The organism is Melghirimyces algeriensis (assembly GCF_900182565.1).
Taxonomy (GTDB): Bacteria; Bacillota; Bacilli; order Thermoactinomycetales; family DSM-45169; genus Melghirimyces; species Melghirimyces algeriensis.
This window is the reverse complement of record NZ_FXTI01000003.1, coordinates 31,835-55,142: the sequence shown is the minus strand read 5'-3', so window position 1 is coordinate 55,142 and position 23,308 is coordinate 31,835. Positions and strand designations below refer to the sequence as shown.

The following is a 23,308-nucleotide window of genomic DNA, read 5'->3' as shown; positions in this document are numbered from 1 at the left end:
AAAAAATGGTGTTTTGCATTTAAAAAGGAGGAAAATATCATGAGTGAAGCCAATTCTGAAATGCTTCAAAAGTCGCTTATCAACCCCATCACCCCGCACCTGTGGTTCGATGAGGAGGCGAAAGAAGCCGCAGAGTTCTATGTCTCCGTATTCCCCGATTCAACAATCACGAGCACAACGACTTTGCACAATACGCCATCGGGTGATTGCGATGTTGTTTCCTTCACCGTCTGTGGACATCCGTTTATGGGTATCTCTGCGGGGCCACTCTTCCAGTTCAATCCTTCCATATCGTTTATCGTCAATTTTGATCCATACGCGAAAGAAAAGATCGACGAGGTGTGGAATAAGCTGTCCGAAGGCGGAACTGCGCTTATGCCGTTTGATCAGTACCCGTTCAGCGAACGGTATGGATGGATCAAGGACAAGTACGGTGTCTCATGGCAGCTCATTCTTACGAATCCAGAGGAGGAGCCGCGGCCCACGATTGTACCCTCCTTGATGTTCGTAGGCAAAAACTGTGGCAAGGCGGAAGAGGCACGTGAGTTCTATCTTTCCGTCTTCCGAAATTCGAAACCTGGCGCTCTCTTTCGGTATAAGCCTGGGCAAGAGCCGGACAAAGAAGGAACCGTGATGTTCACCGACTTTATGTTGGAGAACACTTGGTTTGCGGCAATGGACAGCGCGCGGGAACACGCATTCAACTTCAATGAGGCGATTTCCCTAAGAGTCTATTGTGAAACGCAAGAGGAAATTGACTGCTATTGGGAAAAACTTTCCGCTGTACCCGAATCTGAACAGTGCGGCTGGCTCAAGGACAAATACGGCGTCTCATGGCAGATCGTCCCCGCCACACTGGACGAGATGATAACCAAGGGCACGCCGGAACAGCGCGATCACGTCACGCAGGCGTTCTTGAAGATGAAAAAGTTTAACATTGCGGAATTAAAAAAAGCATTTAAAGGAGATTGATCATGAAAATCGTTGCATTTGAATGGATCTCGCTATTCGCTGTACAATAGTGAAACACGTGGAGCATGCACTAGGCAGACCATTGAAGGTGCCACCGCCCTCTTGTTGGGCGGTGGCACCATGGACTCGATTTATATTCCCAACAATCTCTTCCACACTTAAAAAATGATAATCACCAAACACACCCATGAAGTATTTATTCCATTTGTCCGTTATGAAGAGATAAAAGTGTTTCAACCCTGGTGGAAATGAAAATCCTATCTTTGTTCGCCCAATTGATATCGATATCAACCCGACTTATTATAGTGATAAACAATCACACTGGAATAATCAGTCCTGTTTTCTTCATTTTCCTCGACTAAAAATTTCTAATGCCCTTTTTATATGTTTTCACCTAAACAACGCCTTTCAACTCGGTTCCATTAAGTAAAAGTGGTTCAATACCTCCATTTCATAATCGTTAATACCTGAATCTGCATCATAATCAGTTTGTTATTGGGATCTAAACCAAATACTGTTCGACCGTTTTTAATAAGCTTAACAAGATGACTTTGGTCGAAAACTATATTTAGATTACGGTTCATTCCATTAAACTTCATCTGGATTACAATAAAAAGCAAAAGAGGAAAAGTACGCTGTACCTCTCTTCACATCGGATCATAGGTGCTGGTGGTGTTTTGGACGGTTCCATTCAGTTTCTCCTTCACCTTCTGCACCTGGTTCAGCCCGTTGTAGGTGATGGCATAGGTGTCCACCTTCGCCCCGGAGCTGTTTATTAACTCCGAATTATCTAATATATAAAAAAACCGAGAAGGAAATACCAACTCGGTTTCACGTTCATTTAATAACCACTTATTCACTGTCTGCTTTAAAATAACGTCTTTTTGCATCTATTTTAATAAATTGCAATGACATTTCCGTCACAGCCCCATACTTGATAAAATTCTCCCGACCCTCAGCCAGTGTCATATGATTGGGTCCACTATAATGTGTCGGCTCATCACTACCATCTTCCTCCCAAAAACATACTGGGCAAATGTCATACTGTCCACGTTCCATTAACGTTTGGTATTTACAGCATGGGCAAGTCAACAATGTTTCTTCTTTTCCCTCAACGAGGATTTTCTTTCCCAATATTTTAGAAATACGTTCGGATAAATATTCATTCTTAACACCAACAAACTCACTCTTCAAACTGATGGTCAACAAAGGATCATATCCCCGATCCCTAACATCTGTTACGGGTTCATCAGATTGGAGAATCTCCTGTTGTAATTCGCTTGGCAAAACATGAAACTCAGGGTTTTCATGATCAATTCCCCACCAACTCAACAACTCCTCTTCACGCTCTTTTTTTGATAGGTTCTCTAGCTCGTATCTTGCAATTATAGATATTGCCTTGTTTCTTTCCAAAATACATCACATCCCACTAAGGCTTCTTGCCTTTTCAAGTGCAGCCTGGAAAGGATCATCATCTCTATAATCTGCTCTATAAAAAGTTCGAATTTCACGTTTTTCCATATGTCCAATTAAAAGTACGGCGAGAGTTTGGATCATATTTTACCACAAAGTTACCTACTTTTGCTTCCTTTAAAAATAGAGCTTGATTCCGACGCAAACTCCTTTGCCATCTTCAAATATTGATTTTGTGAAATATCTCCAAATTCTCTTCCGTCAATTACATGTTTCTTGTAGTGGGGTTTCAGTTTCTTATTAGAAAATCCCTTCCATTTAATAGATGTAGATAAACCTTTAGCCCCTCCATTACTAAACCGAGCAGCTAACTTTTCATATCTTGTTAAACCAACGATTGAAAGGAAGGCCGTTTCGCCAACTGGAGTCGGCTCCAATACAGTGAGGGCAAAGCCAACTTCCTTTAAAAGGATATACTAAACTTCAAACCCCATCCATTCTTTTAATAATGTATGATTTACTAAACTAGGACATAAACGCTTACCTAAATAAATAAAATCATTTAATAAATCGGAAATAATCATATTAATGTCTCCCTTTTTCATCATAATTGTATCAGGATTAGGTTTCCAATCAGTTCGACTGTTACAATTTAATTTTATATAACCATCACCATTATCTTTAAATATGATCTCGCGTTCAATTCCTTGTTCATAAAAGTCTAAAGAAAAATTATAGTCATCACTGTTGATCTTATTCATTACCTCAGGCAACTGTTCAATAATCACTGAAAGGTCAAATAAACAACTTACAGGCCAATATTCTTGTCCAAACCCTGAAACAATAAATTTAATTTCCTTTGTTTCCTCAAAAATCTCACATATATCATCAATTATTGACCTTCCATCGTCTAGTTCATCATCATAACATTTTGCAGAATATGTCATAGTTGAATATTTTATAAGTTTACTATTAAACGACAACCTAATAGAAAACATTAAAAAGCTCTCCTTTGTACTTAATTTGAGACAGATCCAGCTTAATGTAATAAATCATATATTACATGTGTCTAGATCTGTCTCATTTTTTAGTCAATCGTAAAAACTGTTTACCTTATAGGATAAGCAGTCTTAATTCCAGTTCGGGAAGGAACTATTAGTGCATGACTAGCAGATACAACTTCACCTGTTGGAGTTATTACATGTCCTAAGCCTTCAGGTATTTCGACCTTTGTTACTTCTTTAATCTCTCCTAAGGAATCAATAAAATCAACTGCTTTTTGATTGTCTAACCATTGTCCCTGATCTTTTTGAGAACTTGCAGCACGTCCTTTTAAACTATTGAAATTTTTCTTTCCAGCTCCATGTCTTGAAAAAGTATGTCCAAACTTTTTCACACTTTTCCACTTTGCACCCTTAGCTCCTCCACTACTAAACCGAGCAGCTAACCTTTCAAACCTTGATAAACCAACGATTGAAGCGAATGCTACTTCGCCAACTGGAGTGGGTTCCAATACAGCGAGGGCAAAGCCAACTCCCTCTAAAAAGAGTCTCTGGCTATCTGTGAGAAGATCCCCTCGATCTTGAGCTTGGATTCCCCGATAGGAAGCAGGATATCCCGAGGAACCACTTCTCCCACACGAAATACAGTAGCCACCATATACTGAACTCGTTTCCTTACTGGTCCCCTCACTACTGCTGTCATCCTTAACGCGAGACATGTCAGGTTCCCAAGGAACCTCGGTTCCACCGATGGTATGTCCCGTAACTTGGTGATACTCCTCCGCCGAGATATCGCCATCTTTTACCTCAATGGGAATATGCCCATCGATCTCTACTCCACTAATCGGATTCCCACCTGCGAACGCATACCGGTTCATGTTCCATGGATCCGTCGCCAGGTTCATATCCGCCAGGGCTCCGTTATACATATCCCGGGTGGTAAAGCGGTTTAAGCCTGGATCATAGTTCCTAAAGCCCATGTCGATCTCACCGGTAACCGCATCCCAGCGTTTGGCGTTGAAGCGGTAGACGTTGTACGGCTCTTGATCCGGTGTCTGTGGATCGGGTTTGTCTACCCCGGTGAATTCGTCCTCGTCCTGTTTCCCGTAGGCGGTGTAACCATAGGTCGCCCGGGTATCCCCGTTTTCATCAGTGAGCACTTCCACGTCGGTGTGGGGGTTGTATCCGTAATAGGAGTCTTCCTCCGTCCCGTCGGTGTTGGGCTTCACCATGTTATAAAAAGGACCAGGAGTATAGATAACTCCCGTCCACTATTCTTAACAAATATTACTTTATTTTACTTACAAACACTTCGTGTTGATTATTGAATATTTCTCTTAAAAGTTCTTCAACATCAGCTAAATCATTGTAATTTACAGGAAAGACTATCTTGATCTTCTCATCTGTACCTAACATGTTAGCTGCATTAGAGTCAATCCAAATTTCGGCGATACCATTACTTAAAACAAATCTTACAATTCCCCCATATACTGAATGCGATTGGTCATTACATTCAATATACACCTTATCAAGTCCAAGTATCTTATCTTGATCGTCATATACAATTGATCTTTGAAGCAACACATATTCTTTGGTATCAAATTCGTCATCAGCAAAACCCACCATGACAACATCATTCTCCTTTTGTGCATATAGAAAGTTGGATTTTACGATTGTTGCCATTTTTGTTCCTCCTATCTATTGGTTGTCCATCGATGAGTTCTCCCATTTTCTCTCCAATTGAATTAGATCCCCCTAAAGGGGGATCTAATAATTTAATAGCCATCATCCCAATAAACTATAAAACATCTTTAATATGAGCCTTATAACCACTTCTTCTACCACTCATTTGGATATCACTGGCGGTTATACGGTTTCCAATTTATCATACAGTTCATATCTTATAGACGTATGAATATACCCAAGCACTGCATTCTCCATCTTCCATATGATTGGTGTCCAAGCTACATCACTATAATAAAACAACATTTATTTTTGTAAATATTTTCTTATACTCTCATAAGTTACACTGGTAAGGTGGATTCCTTTAATGCGTTCATTTATAAATTCATGATAATCAGTATGATCGAGTTCATGATCGTCAACTTGATCATATATTTGTTTTACATTTTGAAGTGCTCTCTTAATGTATAATCTCCCCTTTTCTGACATTCCTTTTTGGATCAATAACTGACCTAGGGTAACATGGTTAGATACATATCTAGGACCCAGATTACATGATTTCTTTAATAATGATTCTCTTTGCGTATCCATATTTTTAGATTCATAATACCACGACTTAGCAAGCAGTTGTAATGATTCTAATTCAGAATCATGTACTTTTATATTTTGCAATCTAAAAAAAGTTTCCTTAGTCACTTCACCGTATATTACGCTTTGAATAAAAGATAGAATCAGTATGGCTTGTAAATTATCATATTCTATTTCAAGTACATTCTTTAAGCAGGTTTCACTTTTTTCATAATCAGCTATTGGAGGTTCAAAAACAAGGACAGCTAGGCGTAACCATGCTTCAATGCAATTTGGATTTCTTTTTAAATATTTATCCAAGAAATTCTCAATTTCTTCATATATGTTTTCTGTGTTCTGAACCAAAATATTTTTTATACCTTCTTCAAGATATTTATCCATAACTAGCTCTCCTTATCTTGTTCTATTGAAAACGAAGCACAAAATGCGCTTCGTTTTCAATAGATTGTTTTTTAAGGTAGACCTTGATGCCTCATGGCATTTTTGGCATTTCTAGGTGACCATCCACGGAATCCATCTATACTTTTTACTTCCCCCTTTACAATAAAGAAGTTTACCTGAGTCTTATATCCATTAATTGTTGTGTATACTGCGTTATGTCCATTCCTTGTAAGCCCCTGTGAATCTATATCATCTATAACTTTAACAAACTTCTCAACAATATCTCGTCTATCGTTACCTAATTCCATTATTCCATCGTTTAAATGCTTTTTAGAGAAAATATGCGCCTTCGTGTCTTCTTTAAGTAATATATCATCAACACTTGGCCTTTTGTTTATAAGTCTACTCCCTTTAGCACCTCCATTACTAAACCGAATAGCTAACCTTTCAAACCTTGATAAACCAACGATTGAAGCGAATGCTACTTCGCCAACTGGAGTGGGTTCCAATACAGCGAGGGCAAAGCCAACTCCCTCTAAAAAGAGTCTCTGGCTATCTGTGAGAAGATCCCCTCGATCTTGAGCTTGGATTCCCCGATAGGAAGCAGGATATCCCGAGGAACCACTTCTCCCACACGAAATACAGTAGCCACCATATACTGAACTCGTTTCCTTACTGGTCCCCTCACTACTGCTGTCATCCTTAACGCGAGACATGTCAGGTTCCCAAGGAACCTCGGTTCCACCGATGGTATGTCCCGTAACTTGGTGATACTCCTCCGCCGAGATATCGCCATCTTTTACCTCAATGGGAATATGCCCATCGATCTCTACTCCACTAATCGGATTCCCACCTGCGAACGCATACCGGTTCATGTTCCATGGATCCGTCGCCAGGTTCATATCCGCCAGGGCTCCGTTATACATATCCCGGGTGGTAAAGCGGTTTAAGCCTGGATCATAGTTCCTAAAGCCCATGTCGATCTCACCGGTAACCGCATCCCAGCGTTTGGCGTTGAAGCGGTAGACGTTGTACGGCTCTTGATCCGGTGTCTGTGGATCGGGTTTGTCTACCCCGGTGAATTCGTCCTCGTCCTGTTTCCCGTAGGCAGTGTAACCATAGGTCGCCCGGGTATCCCCGTTTTCATCGGTGAGCACTTCCACGTCGGTGTGGGGGTTGTATCCGTAATAGGAGTCTTCCTCCGTCCCGTCGCTGTTGTGTTTCACCATCGACAGGCGTTCTCCCCAGGGGCTGTATTGATAGGACTTCTGGATTTCTCCCGCCACTTCCTCCGAAAGGACTTCTCCTGACAGACCCAGGTAGTTCAGATCAGTGGTCTCTGTCCCTTCCGTCCGGCTGGTGGTCCGGTCCATCGGGTCGTAGGTGTAGCTTGTCTTCTTGGTGGAACCATCCTCTTGCATCTTGCTGTGTTCCTTGACCCGGTCGAAGCCATCGTAGGTGTACTTCTCAATCACCTTTCCAGCAGAGGTAACGCTGTTTAAGCGACCAAAGGGATCGTAGTTATAGTTGGCACTTGTTCCACCTGCGGAGGCAGACAACAACCGGTTCCGGTCATAGTTGTAAGTGGTGGTGGTTCCATCCACGGTCTGCTGGATGACGTTGTTGTTGGCGTCGTGTTGGTAGGTCTCCGTCTCCAGAACCGTGCCACCTGTGGTGGATTTGGTTTTCTTGGTCACCCGGTCCCGTGGATCGTATTCATAGGTCATCACGTGATTGATGTAATCTGCGTGATTGTCCGCGTTCATCTTCTTGGCCGTGTCCTTCACCCGGTGACCGTTGGCGTTATACTCAATGGTATGTTCGTTGACTACAGTGCCGTCGGACTTCTTCTCGATCTGGTGTTTCAGGAGGCCGTCCAGGTAGTAGTCGTAGTCGACGGTGTTGCCGTTGTCCTTGGTTTCTTTCAGCTTCTGCCCCTTGGGGGTATAGGTGAACTGGGTCACCTTGGGATCAGGGTCGCTGGTAGATTTCTTGTTGGTCACCTGATCCACGAGGTCCCGAATGTCATACTGGTATTCGGCAATCTGATCGTCGTGGGTCCGCTTTAAGGGGTTCCCGTTCGGATCATAGGTGTAGCTGGTGGTGTTTTGAACGGTACCATTCAGTTTCTCCTCCACCTTCTGCACCTGGTTCAGCCCGTTGTAGGTGATGGCATAGGTGTCCACCTTCGCCCCGGAGCTGTTGTCCGTCATGGTGACCAGGTTGCCGTTGACGTCATAGTCGTAAGTGAAGTCCTTGGCTTCGGTATCCGTCTCGGTGCTGTTGTCCCGCACCAGTTTCACCGCGTCGGCGATGACTACACCGTCGGCATCATCGGTCAGGGTGACCTTGTGGGTGTTCCCTGCCTTAAAGGCGTAGGTGCCCAACTTTTTCCACTCGGTCTCCGAGCCGGAAGCGATGTTCTGGTTGACTTCCACCGTGGTGCTACCACCATCATAGTCGATGGTATAGGGTGCATTGGTCGCCCGGTCTTTGTATTTCTGGTAGCTGACCCAGACTTCATAGTCCCCGTCTTTCGGGATGTTCAGGTTCCAGGTGAAATAATGGTTGTCTGTGTCGGTATCCGGATAGCCGGAATCCTGGTAGTCATATTGGTAGCTGAAGCCCTGATGTCCATCCACGTTGTTGGACGTGTTCCAATCGCCGGCGGATTCTACGTTCTGGGTGTCGGAGTTGTCCACCAGGACAACGTCTTTCCCTACCGGAATCCCATCATCCGATTTGGCTTTCAGTTTTCCGTCCGGATAGTAGCTCCAGCCCATCGTGCGGCTGTTGGAGCCCCCGGCACTGGTAAGCGTCCGGCTGATCTGTTGACCCAGATCATTGTAGTCGTAGGTGATGGAGATATCCCACGGGTCAACGCTCTTTTTCACCCAGCCGTTGTCAAAGTACTCATAGGTGGTTTCATTGCGCAAGGCGCCTCCGTCGGGATCGGTCTGTCCCTGGGACGGCGGTGCGCTCACTTTCACCCGGTTGCCCACTTCGTCGTAGGTGTAGACCATCTTGGACTCAGAATCAACGTTGACACCGTCATGGGGGAAGATCTGTTCTTTCACCCGGTTTAAGGCGTCATACTTTGTTTCATGGATAAAGTCATCCGTATTGTCAGTGGTCTTTACCCCGCGGGGAGTGATCACTTTGGTCCGGTTGCCCACTTCGTCATAGACGTATTGGGTCGTCCGGTACGTGATGGTGCCACTGTTATCCTCATGAGGCACTTTGGTCTCTTTGACCATTCCCCGTTCATCGTACTGGATCTCCGTCGTATTTCCTTCTTTATCGGTGACGGACGTTTTGTTGCCATCCAGGTCATACGCCACCTGTGAGCTGTGCCCTTTGGCATCCGTTACTTGGGTAACCCGATGGTTTTTGTCATAGGTGGTCTTTGTTGTGTAATCTGTGCTATCGGTGGACGCCGTTTTCTTGGGGTCCAACACTTTGACGACGTTGCCGACGTTATCGTATTCATAGGTGATGGTGTCTCCGTCGGCGTTGGTGACCGAGGTGACCTGATAAATGTCGTCATAGGTATAGGTGGTGACAAAATCGTCCGGATTGGACGTGGTCAGGTTCCCCTTGGGTTCGGTCTGTTTTAGGAGATTTCCGACCAAGTCATACTGATAGGTGGTCTTCCGCTCCGGATCGGTTGCTTCATCCTTGGGTGCGGTGGTAGAGACCATCTGGTCGGCTTTGTCATACGTATACGTGGTAACAGCACCATTAGGAGCCGTTGTTTTCGTTACGTTATCGTTTGGATCGTAAACCGGAGCCGGAGTGACGATCATTTCATTGGCATCCTGATCTTTGGGCACTTCCTGCTTCAGCGGTCGACCAAAGACATCATACGTATACGTACTTGTTTTCCCTTTGGCATCAGTGATGGAGAGAACATTTCCCCGCTCATCATAGGCGGTGGTACTCTCATGATTTAATGCGTCGGTAATCGTCTTTGGATACCCGGTTGGGTGGAAGTTGCTGTACGTTGTCGTATTGTCGTTGGCGTCGGTAGCCGTCAACAGTTGTCCGACGTTATCGTAGGTGTAGGTCGTTTGATAATCGTCCGGCACCGTCGGTGTCGCGTTCCCTTTCGGGTCGGTGACCGTTGTTAAGTTCCCCACACTGTCGTAAGCAAAGGTCCACGTTCTGCCTTCCGGGGTCACCTTTTTGGTAAGATCGGCCACATAACCGTTGATATCCGTCTCATAGTACAATGTGGTGGCAGCGGTGTTGTTGGCGTTGGCCTCGGCATCCTTTACTGTCAAGGGGTACCCCGTTTTGGCGTCATACGTCCAAGTGGTAACCGCTCCGTTCGCTTCTTCCAGGCGAGTCACATTGTTATCTGCATCCCAGGAAAGTTGGGTTGTCTCCGACTTGGCGTTGGTGGTCGTCTCCGGACGTCCAAATCCGTCCATCCGGTACTCCGTGGTTTTGTTATTGGCGTCGGTTACGGCCGACTCCATATAGGAACCGCCGGTACCATCCGGGTCCATGAAGTCGAAAGAGGTTTCTCCACCTTCCCGGTCGATCAGGGTCTGGAGCATCCACTTATTGATGTTGTTGGTCTCCAGATCGGACGGCATGTAGTAATCCAGGTTTGTCGCATTTCCCCGGGGGTCGGTGATCTTCACCAGCTTGGTATTTTTGTTGGTGTTGGTGGCGTCGTAGGTAAAGTGGAAGGTCTTCGCATCACTGGTACCCGCTCCATCCACCATCTCCCGCATCAAGCCTTTGTCACTGTAGGTGAAGGTGATTTGGCGACCGGAGATGTCCGTGATCGACTTCACGTTATCGATAATTTTCGGATTGGTCAGATTGGGATCCTGGGTTTTGGTATCCCCGTCAAAGTAACTGTAGTCATCACCTTTGTCGTAATAGTCCAGCGTCAGGGTTTGCCGGCTGGTTGGATCGGTGATGTACTTCAGAAACTTGGTCGGTTTATTGTTGGACTTTTTCTCTTCATAGGTGAAGAGCATTTCGTTTCCGTTCTTGTCCCGGATCGCAGACAGGAACCCTTCTCCGTCAAAGAAGAACTGGGTTCGGTCGGGACGGGTCATCACCCATTGACGTTCCGCTTGGGAGCCATCCTTTTGCAGATAGAAGTGAACACCTGCGGGACGTTGGTAGTACCAGGTGCTTTCATCCGCCGTGTCCGGCTTTTTCAACTCAAAAATGTGACTGGTACCATCCCCGTCGGTCAATGCCACTTCCGTGGGCCAGTCCTGTCCTTTGGGATGCAGATCCAAGGGAGTGCCCAACCGCATCAGACTGGTGGCGGAAAGAGACCAACCGTAACCCATGGACGAGTCTGAGGTATCCAGACTGTTGTAGGTCATCCGCAGGAAAGAGGCCAGCCCCCGACTCGGATTGGAAATGGGATTGTAGCTGAAGATGGTGTTTCCGGCATACTGGTTGACCATCACGTTGGAACCAGCCCCAGTGTTCTTGCCCACGTACTGGTAGAACTTCTCCAGCCCCAATTGTCCGGAGGTGGGATCTTCCACGGAGACATTCTGATCCAAGGTCTCCAGGTTGTCCGTGGCGGATTGATCCGACATCCATTGACCGGTGGAGGTATCCCTCATGTCCCACTTCAGAACAAAGGCTTCCCGCTTATTTCCCGAATCACTTTGGATCGGGGTTTTCACATTCGCTTGAACGGTGACGGTCTCGCCTGGAGCGAGGTCGTTGGGCAAAGCCGTTTCCAAGCGGTTCCCCGAAGTCGTTTTATCTGTGCCATCGGGAAGGGCCCATTTGTACGACAGAACATAGTCAGCAGCGCTCCATGTAGTATCCGTCGTATTGGTCAGTGTCACCTCTACGGTATACTCATCCCCCGGAATCATACGGGACGGGGTTTTGGGCGCGTAGTAAGTATGGGCGGTCGTTTCCGTGGTGTAGTTTACCACCAGCTTGGGCCGCAAGTTTTGCTCTTCCGCTTCACTGCTCAGGAAGAGAACGCGTTCCCCGGCACCGGTTTCGTCGTTGCGCTTCACCATGAAACCGTGGTTGGAGTTGGGGTCATCCACCCACTGTTGAACGATGCTCTCTGCATTCCAACGGTGCCACTTGGGATCGTTGGTAATCGGAGAGACATAATCTGAAATGCTGGCATCATAGTCTCCCCCGCCCCCAGTGGTCCAAGGTGTGGAGGCATCGGCGTTGTTCCAGGTAGCCGTCGTCTCATCAAAATCTGTGGTCAAGGCGTGAAGATCATACGTCCCGCCGCTTCCAACGGTATTGGAGGTCCACAGATTCAGATCGGCATCCTGAATAGTCGCATCGCTGGGTAGCGTATCCGTGTTAAATTTCAGGATGGCACGGGCATTTCCGTATGTGCCACTGTTATTTCCCACTTCCAGCCAGGGTTCTCCAGCCACCGTGTCATGGTTGGTATCCGGCTGGCCACTGGCGATGGTGGTATCCGCGGCACTCCCCTGAAAGATTTGAACTACGTGACCGGCTTTGGGTAACCGCACCAACTGGGTAGGGGACGGAACCAGGGAGCCGTCTTTGGTTTTTACCACGACCATGTAGTAATAGGCTTTTCCAAACGGATCCGGATCATCTGCCGGTGTCGGCTCTGCTGTGGTATCCGTGTACTGGGTCGTTCCCGGGCTTACAGGCGCAACCAAGGTATTGGGTCCCGGCGTAAAGGTTTGATTTACACTGCGGTGAACCTGGTATTCCACAATGTTGTCATCGGTGGTGTTCCCATCCGGGTCCTGGTATGCTGACCAGTTCAACTCTGCCCCGGTCGCATGGATTTTGGTCGGAGCATCCAAGCTGACTCCGGGTTTTCCATACGTCAGAATCAGTTTGGGACGGTTGGCGGATTCTGAGTTATAAGCATATTCGCTGGCCTCATAGCGGACGCCGCCTTGTCCCAAGGTTTCGTCAGCCGCTTTGATCATAAATCCGTGATTCGTCGATTTGCCATCCAGCCAATCTTGAACGGTGCTCCGGACACTAAACGTGTGCCAGGTGTTTTGGTCCCCCGCTTTTTTGGTGTCTGTCGCATATTTGGTCAGCCGGACCGCATCGGCGATGACGGCTTCGTCACTCACATCGCCCAGTACTATTTTTGGGTGGTTCCGGTGACAAAGGGAAGCGTATCCAGCGTGGTCCAAACGCCTTCCGTTCCTGCCGACTGATCCACCGTAAAGGACTTTTGACCGCCATCATAGTGAACGGTGTAGGGGGCATTGGTGGCCCGGTCAGAAGCCGGAACATAATGCGCTTCCACCTTGTAATTCCCATTCTCCGTAATCCGGGGAATCCGGGTAAACGCGGCTCCGGTTGTTGTGTTGTTGTTGTATTGATAGTTTTGATTGATCGCATATTGAGTATAGGTCGAGTTGGTGGAAGCCGGCCAGGTACCGGATTCAGCCGTCTTGGCGGAGTCACTGTTATCCACCAGCTCCCGATTGTAGCCTACAGCACCGTATTGATCCCCGATGGTATTCCAGGTCACGGTGGACTCATCCCACGGGGTGGTGACGGGACGGGCTTCCATTTTGACATCATTGGAGTTGGTATAGAACGACTGGTCATAGTAAAGCTTCAACTGGGCAGAATCCAGCTGTTGTCCAGCCAGCTCCGAAGGAAGGGAAAACTTTACAAGACTCCGGGCGACATATGTATCTGTCGTTCCAACCGAAAGTTTCCAATTGTCTCCATAGTTGGTCGAGGCAGCACTGTTAATCACCATGGCGTCCTGACCATCAGTAGGAGTTGGTTCCACCTTGATGGTTGGATCAATCACCACGGGATATTTCCGTTTATCCGCCTTCAGCCATTTCTCGTCCGCTTTCACCGTAATTTCAATGTGGGAGCCTTTCTTTTTGACGGACTGGGTAACTTTATCACTCCACACTTTTCCATAAGGGGAGGAGTCATCCTCTTTGTCATCCATCATAAACGGCTTCGGCATAATGAAGACGGGTTCTCCTTCCCCACTCTTGTGGTAAAAGGCGATGGAACCGTCTTTTCGTTTTTTCGCTTTCACGCCACCCATCTTTACTGTAAAAGTATAGGTAGCCTCTTTTGGTGCTTTCTCCAGAATAATCTTTTCCTTCAAGGAGGTGGGTGTCACATCGTACACCAGATCCGCATCTCCGAATACATCGGGATAGGTGATGGTATGGTCTTTCGTTTTGGGAGAAAGACGTTTTTCTTTTCCTTTAATCCCCAATGTGAGATGCCGTTTCTTCAGTTTAAACTTGACCAGCTTATCCGATTTTTTGCCGAAGAAACTTTGGAAGGTGTTCTTCTTATTCTGATAGACAAACCCTGATTGATCGGTAGACTCAATCTGAGTGTCAATCGGCCTCCAGTCCCCTTCTTGATCTTGGTAGTGGACAGGGGAGTTGGAGGAAACCTCCGCTTGAATGCGCCCATCTTCCAGTTTATAAAACTTGGCATAAGCGGTCCGTTTCTTCTTCAGTTCCTTTACCCGCTTCGGTTTCGGAATTCTCTTCCCTTTGGGAGCCTTTTCTTTCTGGGGGAGGGCATCGGTAACCCGGGCTTGTCCTTTCTCATCATAAGCATCTTCCATTCCCAGATAACCTTGCACGGTATCCCAGAAATCACGCTCTTCTTCATCAGCCGGTTGTACTTGGGGTCCGTCCGGTTTGAAGAAGTTGATCAATTTGTCCAACCAGCCAGGCTCTTTTGTGACAGCAGCCATTTGAATCCGGTTGTGAATCTTCTCTGCCGCCAATATGGGTGTCGGTTGTACACTCATAAGAACAAAAATAAGCAGGAACAACCAAACAGAACATTTACGTATGATACCTTTTGTTCGCAATCGACTTCTCCTTTCATATTCTTTCTTTCACTCCATCCCACGCTAAACCCATCACCTCCTGTAAAATGAAAATATTCGATATTTTCAACAAACATAAGACAAAAGTAGTAATCTTTCTGTTCTATTCTATGAAATATTTTATCTAGAAACAACCCTTTTTTAATTAAAATAAAAAATAAAGCACTTATTTTTCGACAACCATTATCTATTTTTTAACAAAATCTGAAACCATAGGTTGTTTAGACCTCCCTTTCATCCATTAATCTATAAATGAAATATTAATATAAAAATAAATATATGACTTGTTTTCTCTCGATTAACCTTTAAAAGTTGGATATTATCCCCTTGCAAAAAGATAATCGTTTATTTTTATTCATTTATTAATATTCTTTAAAAGTAACAATAAAAAAGAGCCTGTGTACAGGCTCGGAGGTTCATAACAAAGTCGTGAAGGGGAGATTTCCGTTTCCGCATCTCTTTCCTACAGCAAAGAAGTGGAATGAGTCCGGTTCGCCCCTTTCGGTCCCAACCAGCGGACAAAAGGGGAAAGCAGGTTGTCCGCTAAACGGTTGGAACCTCCAGGGGTTCCGCTGGGTCGTCGGAAAAGGATGCTCCACCGGAAATCCCCCTCTTATTATCTTTGTCAGCAGTCTCGGAGCCTGCGAACAGGCTCAATCAGAATGAATAACCGAAAACCATCTATGAAGACACCCCTGAAGCATCCATTTCCTGAATGATGCTCATGAGCTCGTCCATCGTTTGCTCATAGAGGGAAGGGTCCGTTTGTTCGGAGAGCCCATCGATCATATCAGTATAATAGGTGGTCGCTTCCAAGATCATTTTCTCTTTCATTTGCTGTACAGTTTTCTGCCATTCCTGCTCGTAATGGGACAGACAAAGGGGCAACGCTTCACGAAGATAGGATTCCACGGCATGTTCCAACACCATTTTCACTTCTTCGCGCATCTTCTGTTTTCCGTTTTTTTCAAAGAAGTCCCGGCTGTTTTTAAACGTTGTGATCGCCGTTTTAAAGGCGTCCGGTTCCAAAGTGGGAAACGGTTCAGACCATTCACAGGAAGGAAGTTTCACTTCCAGATCCCCTGAAAATGGAAGGCTCTCATTCACTTGGTGGCAATCTTTCTGGACGGATTGCATCCATCCATCCAGTCTGTTGATGATCCAGCGCTCCACACGAAGGGACGTCGCGCGAAGCTCCTGCAAGAGGTCCTGCTGGATAAAACGGATCATTTCCCGAATACAGGACTTCAACCGTTCTTTCGCTTTCCGTCGATCCCCACTTAAAACCGAGGGGTTGAAAATCTCAATAAACACATCCTGATAACGAAGGAAGAGGCGTTGTTTGATATAGTAGAACAGTTCTTCAATCTCCTGGCGAAGCGCATAGGCATCCGAGCGAGCATCCAAATGAGATAAGCGTTGCACGATCTGTTCTTTTTCCTGTTGATAGGCCCTGATCTTTGCCTGCTTCTCCTCATTCCCCTGACAAGCCTCTTGGGTCAATCGCTTCAGAATGTTACAGGATCGTTTCAGATCTTCTTTCATCCCCTGAAGGGAAACCGACATCAAGTCCCCATCCAAAAACTCCGTAAAGGCTTCCTGAAACGCTCCAACCCCTGATCCTTCCGGTGGCAATCGGTGATCTGCATCCTGTTGCAGCGCCATCAGGCTGGAAACGGCAAACATTCGCGGGTTGCGGATTCCATACTGTTGCAGTTGATCCTTCAGATAGCTCATCACGTCATGACATTCATCCGCTGAAGATGCGAGATCGGCCGCATTCATGATAAAGAACATTTTATCCATGGAAAACGCATCTTTCACCCGGCCCAACTGGATGAGAAACTCCCGGTCTGCGCGGGAAAAAGCATGATTATAATAGGTGACATAAAGAATGGCATCCGCTTCCCGAATATAGCGAAAGGCGACCTCAGTATGACGTGCATGGATGGAATCGGCACCCGGTGTATCCACCAAAGTGATCCCGCGGCGGGTCAGGGGGGTGTCCACATACAGTTCAGCCAGTTCCACAAAACAGGAAAGGGATTCATTCGCCACATAGGTGTGAAATTCCGACAACAAAACGGTACGAACACTCCCCAACAGCGAAGATACCGCGGGATAACCCTCTCTGACGGCTCGCAGAAACGGAAAGGCCATTTTTTGCATGGGGTCCGGATCGGAGATCTCCAACAACTCCCCGATCTGTTGGATGGCGGATTGCAGAGATGTCACCTGCCGCCCAAATCGGCGAAAGACCTTTTGTAGTTCCTCCAACACGATCTCTTCCGACTTCAACCGGACCACCACATCCCCATGGCGATACGCTCCATGGGGAGCTGAGATTCGATTGATGGCTGCGGTGGTGGGATTGGGTGAAACCGGCAACAGTTTTTCTCCCAGTAGCGCATTGGCAAATGAGGATTTCCCCGCACTGAAGGCACCAAACAAAGCAACGGTAAAACGACGATTTTCCACGCGCTTCCGTTTTTCAAGCAATTCCTTGCGAACCGAATGAAGCGCCTTGACGGGTTGCATCACCTCTTCTGCCTTTTGGATACTACGCAACTGCTCTTCCATCCGGTTTGCTGAGCTTGACGGTTGGGATAAACTGTCCGATGATCCCCCTTCATCTATCTTCATTTTCGTAGACGAAAACGGAATCATGGCATCATCAGGGTTCTCTTTGATCGTCACCGTCTCTTCTTCTTTCAAAATAGCCTCCAGATCAGGGGGATGCAATTCCCGTTTGCCTTCCAGAATTCCGGTTAATTCTTCGATCGCTTCCTGCTGTTTCTTTTGAAGCTGTTCCATTTGATTCGTCGCTTCCAGCATCGCATTCAAACGGGTTAACTGCGCCTTTGCTTCCTTTTGACGGACTTCCATCCGTTCCTGGAAAAGCGGCAAAACCGAAGCAAACCATTCATGGGCCTGACGGCGATATTCCTGTTTGATCCGATCCCCCAAATCCTCTGTATACTTCAGCAGATAATCTCCTGTCAGCCCTGCTCCTTCTTTGATCACTTCTTTTAGCAAGTCCGGACGGATCGATACATTCAACGAGTAAATCGCTTCGCCGCGCTCCTCCGTGTATAAATCCTCTGCCTGCAAAAAATCCACCAGATACTGTTTCAGATGAAAATCCAGTTGGGTATCCACTGTTTTCCTCAATGTTGCCAAAAACGCCTGAAGCCGCTCTTCTTTTGCTTTTTCCGTCTTTCCTTTGGAAAAAAACCATCCCACACGGAAACGGGTTAACTCCGTTTCCAGGTAGCGATGAGCGACTTCCCGATTTTCATACGGCATTAAATAGGCATTTCTCAGAATTTCATCGAGACCCTTCTGAAAGTCGGACCGCTTGTCCATCAACTCATGGGTCAGACGGTCTGAAACCTCGTTCCACTGAAGAATTTCCTGTTCAATCTTTTCTTTTTGAGGTAACTCTTCTCCCAGCTGTTCCATGATCTCTTCCATGGACGCCTGAGTCCGCTCATCCAAAACACGCTGATGTTCACCGATCAGGTAAATCGCTTCCTGCTCCAAACTCTCGTCCAATAAAGCATTTCGCCGGTCCACAAGCTCCTGGATTTTCTCTTCCAATTTATTCAACTGATTGTGGGGATGATCCGGCTCTTTCAAGGATGTGCAGTAAAGGCCGTCCACCTCTACCCCCCACTGGGAAAACGTTTCCTTTACCCGTTGGAGATAACGGCCAAATGAAAGTTCTTCATCCCGGTGTTTATCCACTTGATTAATCACCAAAAAGACCCGTTTGTTGCGGTCCTTCAGGCGTTTGACAAACGTGATATTCCCTTCAGACTGAACATGGTTGTAATCCATCACAAAAAAGATCACATCCGCCAAATGAAGCGCCGATTCTGTGGCGGATTCATGGATCGCATCGGTAGAGTCCACCCCCGGTGTATCCAAAAGGGCTACCCCTTCCGGAAACGGGGTTTGACGGCGGGAGATTTCAACGGCGGTTATATCTGCTCCACTTTTACACAACTGCTGGATATCCTGATCCGAGTCCGTCATTGGAACCACCTGCCGTTCACCGGAGGCGAGTGTCAGAATCACCTGGTCCTCACCCTTACGAACCTTTACCACATTGGCACTGGTGGGGATGGGGCTTGTGGGAAGCAACTCCTCTCCATACAATCGGTTCAGCAAGGTGGACTTCCCAGCGGAAAAATGACCGCAAAAAGCCAAAGCAAATTCCCGATCGTGACATTTCCGGATTAAATCCCGAACCCTGTCCCGGTGTATGCTGTCATTCCGAGTATCCATGAGCTCATAAATTGCTGCCAACCGATCAATCATCGTTGATGTTACTGTTTCAATCACATTCGTTTCCCCTTTAATCGATTTTCCGTATCATCACATGTCTGTACACAATACTTCTATGTTAATACAGCCTCACGGAAAAAGTAAATTCCCAACTCAGGCAGTAAAAAAGACCCCACAACCGAACAATCGGCGCGAGGCAAGAAAGAGACCAGACCAAAAATGAAGAGATATTCATTTTGCTCCTGATGGGTTATTCGTATGGAGAAATCGATTTTGGGTCCTTTTTTCAAAAAAATACTGCGTACAAATTTAATTTACAAAAATATACTGTCCATTTCTCCAGAAAATACTTCTTTTATAACATTTTTACCAAAAGAATTTCATCGTGAATCGGTATACCATTATCAGAAATCAGGGGGATTTCCGGCTTGATCTCTCTTGCTTTTTGAACTGCATCCATATACACTTCCACCAATCGGTAGCCTCTCCGTTGTTGACACTCCCCATGCGTAAACGCAGGAGATTCTTGGGTAATCTCCAGTAACCCGGAGAAATTTACCAAGCGAACCCCGTGAGCCCCACGGTTAAAAAGAGTGTCGTTGCTATGATCTTACGTTTGGAATGACTACTTGGTTTTCGCATTTCATTCCAACTATTGAGTTACGCATAGCATTTTACGTACAAGACGATTGGCTTGCACAACCCTATATGCTATCCACTTTTCAAGGAGCAACTAATCTTATTGTATCCATAGAACGTATGTTTGTAAATGGCTTTTCAGAATTTGTCGTTCTTAGCATCCCCACATGGAGGATACCGAACGACACTCGCTTTCATCCCCATAGCTGAAGTCAGGGGTTTTCCCGCTCGCAAAGAATATAATTTCACACGCCTTTTCATCCATCACATAGGTAATCAGCCGATGATCTTCCCCTTTTCCTCAACCACTGCCTATCCGTCCAACTCATCACAGGGAAAGACCCCTCTGGATAACACCATCCGGGGACTCCCCCAATGTGTGATGAAAAAATCCGTCACCTTCCGTTTGGGTAATTGATCGCTTGGAACAACATTCATCTGTCTCACCCTCGCTGACTATTTCAAGCCTTTGCTTTCATGAATTCTAGGTTAGCATAAGGATTTCTTTAATAACTATGAACTTTATTTTGCTTCTGAGTCTAGCACTGAGGGAGTTATGACACAAACACATTGAATCAACGGCAATTCGCTTCTATTGACTAGTAAGGGTTGGAAACCTAGGTGTTGAACCTGTGCAAACAAATCCATACCATATGTGTTTCCACGTCTATTCAGTGGCTTTTTGCCCTGAGAATAACTTCAGACGGAACATCGAAAGTATAATACCTTATCGATATCTCTTCCCTATAATTCCTTTAATTCAAATATTAAGTTTATTTTGTCTTAAAAAGGAATTTTGAGTTTTCCGAAGATAAAATCAGTTGTGTGGAGTTATTCAGTCCAAAATGAAAAAATACTACTCTCTATTGTTTTTGACTGTTACTAGATTCCAAAAGTAACATAACACCAATTAAAAAATGATGGGGGTGTAGTCGATCATTGCGAATTCCCAAACTTATGATGTTGTAATTATCGGAGGAGGTCACAATGGATTAGTTTGTGCTGGTTATTTAGCCAAGGCAGGTTTGAAGGTTTGCGTCTTGGAACGGAGATACACTGTTGGTGGTGCATGTGTCACAGAAGAGTTGATTCCAGGTTACCGCTGTTCAACAGCTAGCCTTGTCAATTCTTTGTTCCGACCGGAAATCATCCAAGACCTTTCTCTTTACAATTTCGGATTAGAATTTATTCCCAGAGATCCATCTGTTATCTCTCTTCTGCCAGATGGACAGCATCTGATGCTCGGAAAGAATGAAGAAGAGTCTGTTAAACAAATACAAAAATTTTCAGCTAAAGATGCCAAAAACTACCCAATCTATGGTCGCATGATGGGACGTCTAGCACAATTTCTGGAACCCCTTATACTCAATACTCCTCCAGATTGTTCTCCTGATAACGCCAGCTCTATGAAGGCCGGTCTGCATCATCTGTTAGAATTACCTGATAATGATTTTGTTAACTTTATAGAAATGTTATCGGGCAGTGCTCGCCACTTCCTTGACCGTTGGTTTGAGTCAGAAGTTCTCAAAGCAGCTCTCACAATAGATGGTATCACTGGTGTTAATGCTAGTCCTTCAATGCCTGGGACTGCATACTTAATGCTTTACCATATGATAGGGAGCACTGAGACTGGACGTCCGGCATGGGGTCAAATCCGAGGTGGAATGGGTGGCCTTACCCATGCGCTGGCCACTGCTGCTAAAAGCTTTGGGGCAACAATTCGAACCGAAGCTACGGTTACTAAAATTCTAGTCGAAAACAAACGAGCATCCGGAGTTGTACTTGAAGACGGGGAAGAAATTCGCGCTCAGGCTGTTGTCTCCGCTGCTGATCCTCATCTTACCTTCCTTAAATTACTTGAGTCCCGTGATCTGCCGGCCGATTTCCGGAATGCTGTCTCTAATATGGATTTTGAAGGTGTAGCAATGAAAATCCATCTTGCCTTGGATCGGTTACCCGATTTTTACGGATTCGACAACTCAAATCCAGGTCCCCAACACCAAGGAACCGTACTTATTGCTCCATCTATGGATTATCTTGAGAATGCTTATACAGATGCCCGTCATGGTTCACCATCCCACCGCCCACACATTGAATGCTCCATTCCAACAGTACTTGATCCATCCCTTGCCCCAGAAGGAAAACATCTAATGGGTATCTACTTGCAGTACACTCCTTATACCCTTAAAGATGCAACCTGGGATGAAATTAAGGAATCCTATGCGGACAAGGTTCTCGATTGTATTGAGGAGTACGCGCCTGGATTTAAGGATTCTGTTCTCGCACGCAAAGTATACTCGCCAAAGGATTTGGAAAGGGAAATTGGTCTAACAGGCGGAAACCTCTATCATGGTGCCATGTCCCTAAATCAACTCTTCTCTCTACGTCCTGTTCTAGGATGGGCCAAATATCGGACTCCGGTTAATAATCTATTTTTATGTGGGTCCGGAGCTCATCCTGGCGGAGGAGTATTTGGTGTACCCGGACGAAACGCTTCACAGGAAATTGTGAAAGATTTTAAGGAAGGACTTATAGAGACTTCCACGGTAACAAGGGGGTAAAACCAAATGTCTGACAAAAAAGAGCGAAAGAACTTTGATTACGGATTAATTGAACCTCTTACTATTCCGCCAGAATCTAAAGTACCCGATTCTGTCCACGGAAACTCCACTGAAGAGGAATACGATCAGTACTTTTACTTGTTACGTAACTCACCAGATCTTGTAGATTGGTCAAAGTCCTGTTTAAACTTATACCAAAATCACGTCAAGGATTTGGAAAGGAGCAATCTTGATGTGGAAGATAAGTATAAGAGTATCAAAGGATGGTTAAATGTCTTCCAGGTTACACAGGAAAAATGGGTACAAATATGTGAGAAAGAGCAGCAAAGGAGGTAAGTTATGGGGGACAGTACCACTGTTTCCAACGATCATTGGCAGGCTGTTTTACGTTGGAAACAAGGTCACCATGTATTCCATGTGCTTCTGGTATCCATGAATACAGTATTAGATGACAGCATGAATGCTTTAGTACAACGTGACTGGTCTAGGCTGGTCAGTTCGCTGAACAGGCTAACCGCACTCTACGACGCCTCTACCTCTACCATGAAGTATGCAGCCGACTTCTCGAAGGATCGTTATGAAAACTTAATTCGGCCATCCATGATGCCTCCATACCTTAGTCCTGGCTTCACGGGTGAATTAAACACTGAGCATAAGGTCATGGTCGACGGAGTCCTTAATCTTCGTCACTGCCTGCAAGCAGAACTGGGTACTCGAAAACAATGGCCGGCCGATGTAGTGGAAGCATGGACCCGGCTATCGAAGTCTCAAAGTCAGAATCGCAAACATCATGCATTAGTTTGTCAGAAATTCGTAGACGACGGGGCTTCGTTACTTCAGGAGTTTTATGCATACAAACAAAATGCCGAGCAAAATACAGGGGAGGAATCCTGATGATTACAGTCATGGAAACCTGGTACCTGAAACCTGGGCTT

Annotated in this window: 15 protein-coding genes and 1 pseudogene; 4 read left to right on the top strand and 12 right to left on the bottom strand. The window is 45.9% G+C overall.

The features are described 5' to 3' along the window. Positions 1-39: 39 nt before the first annotated feature. On the top strand, positions 40-972 hold the full coding sequence (locus FN782_RS05660; RefSeq protein WP_246064857.1) for a VOC family protein: 933 nt from the start codon (positions 40-42) through the stop codon (positions 970-972). Between the two features lie 647 nt (positions 973-1,619). Here the strand turns inward: FN782_RS05660 and FN782_RS05655 are convergent. The 12 genes and pseudogenes from FN782_RS05655 to FN782_RS17260 form a co-directional block, all read right to left on the bottom strand. Beyond that, positions 1,620-1,832, bottom strand: coding sequence for a hypothetical protein (locus FN782_RS05655; protein WP_185956068.1), 213 nt, complete (start codon positions 1,830-1,832; stop codon positions 1,620-1,622). Beyond that, complete coding sequence (locus tag FN782_RS05650) at positions 1,825-2,385, bottom strand: CPCC family cysteine-rich protein (protein WP_142504819.1); 561 nt, start codon at positions 2,383-2,385, stop codon at positions 1,825-1,827. The genes FN782_RS05655 and FN782_RS05650 overlap by 8 nt, the downstream gene beginning before the upstream one ends. A 476-nt stretch (positions 2,386-2,861) precedes the next feature. Further along, on the bottom strand, positions 2,862-3,383 hold the full coding sequence (locus FN782_RS05640; protein ID WP_185956067.1) for a hypothetical protein: 522 nt from the start codon (positions 3,381-3,383) through the stop codon (positions 2,862-2,864). A 110-nt stretch (positions 3,384-3,493) separates the two neighbouring features. Beyond that, positions 3,494-4,618, bottom strand: coding sequence for an RHS repeat protein (locus tag FN782_RS05635; RefSeq protein ID WP_142504816.1), 1,125 nt, complete (start codon positions 4,616-4,618; stop codon positions 3,494-3,496). Positions 4,619-4,673: 55 nt separating this feature from the next. Further along, a complete protein-coding gene (locus FN782_RS05630; RefSeq protein ID WP_142504815.1) occupies positions 4,674-5,069 on the bottom strand; it encodes an Imm10 family immunity protein in 396 nt (131 codons plus the stop codon). Between the two features lie 306 nt (positions 5,070-5,375). Beyond that, positions 5,376-6,038: a hypothetical protein gene (locus FN782_RS05625; protein WP_142504814.1), complete on the bottom strand. Its 663-nt coding sequence runs from the start codon at positions 6,036-6,038 to the stop codon at positions 5,376-5,378. A gap of 71 nt (positions 6,039-6,109) precedes the next feature. Beyond that, on the bottom strand, positions 6,110-13,186 hold the full coding sequence (locus FN782_RS05620) for a DNRLRE domain-containing protein (RefSeq protein WP_185956066.1): 7,077 nt from the start codon (positions 13,184-13,186) through the stop codon (positions 6,110-6,112). Further along, complete coding sequence (locus FN782_RS05615; protein WP_185956065.1) at positions 13,135-14,865, bottom strand: golvesin C-terminal-like domain-containing protein; 1,731 nt, start codon at positions 14,863-14,865, stop codon at positions 13,135-13,137. The genes FN782_RS05620 and FN782_RS05615 overlap by 52 nt, the downstream gene beginning before the upstream one ends. 434 nt (positions 14,866-15,299) lie before the next feature. Next, complete coding sequence (locus tag FN782_RS05610; RefSeq protein ID WP_142504812.1) at positions 15,300-15,482, bottom strand: hypothetical protein; 183 nt, start codon at positions 15,480-15,482, stop codon at positions 15,300-15,302. 82 nt (positions 15,483-15,564) lie between these two features. Continuing rightward, the gene (locus tag FN782_RS05605; protein ID WP_142504811.1) at positions 15,565-19,230 is read right to left on the bottom strand and encodes a dynamin family protein; all 3,666 of its coding nucleotides are present in this window, start codon (positions 19,228-19,230) and stop codon (positions 15,565-15,567) included. A 298-nt stretch (positions 19,231-19,528) separates the two neighbouring features. Beyond that, positions 19,529-19,666, bottom strand: a pseudogene (locus FN782_RS05600) (GNAT family N-acetyltransferase); the annotation flags it as partial. Between the two features lie 458 nt (positions 19,667-20,124). Further along, positions 20,125-20,250: a hypothetical protein gene (locus tag FN782_RS17260; RefSeq protein WP_281285916.1), complete on the bottom strand. Its 126-nt coding sequence runs from the start codon at positions 20,248-20,250 to the stop codon at positions 20,125-20,127. 497 nt (positions 20,251-20,747) lie between these two features. On the opposite strand from FN782_RS17260, the gene FN782_RS05590 reads away from it, so the two are divergent. Genes FN782_RS05590 through FN782_RS05580 form a run of 3 tightly spaced genes read left to right on the top strand, consistent with a single transcriptional unit; the run spans position 20,748 to position 23,267 of the window. Next, positions 20,748-22,373, top strand: a complete 1,626-nt coding sequence (locus FN782_RS05590; RefSeq protein ID WP_342778368.1) for a phytoene desaturase family protein — start codon at positions 20,748-20,750, stop codon at positions 22,371-22,373. Positions 22,374-22,379: 6 nt separating this feature from the next. Beyond that, positions 22,380-22,709, top strand: coding sequence for a hypothetical protein (locus tag FN782_RS05585; protein WP_142504809.1), 330 nt, complete (start codon positions 22,380-22,382; stop codon positions 22,707-22,709). Positions 22,710-22,712: 3 nt separating this feature from the next. Continuing rightward, positions 22,713-23,267, top strand: a complete 555-nt coding sequence (locus FN782_RS05580) for a hypothetical protein (RefSeq protein ID WP_142504808.1) — start codon at positions 22,713-22,715, stop codon at positions 23,265-23,267. Positions 23,268-23,308: the final 41 nt, after the last annotated feature.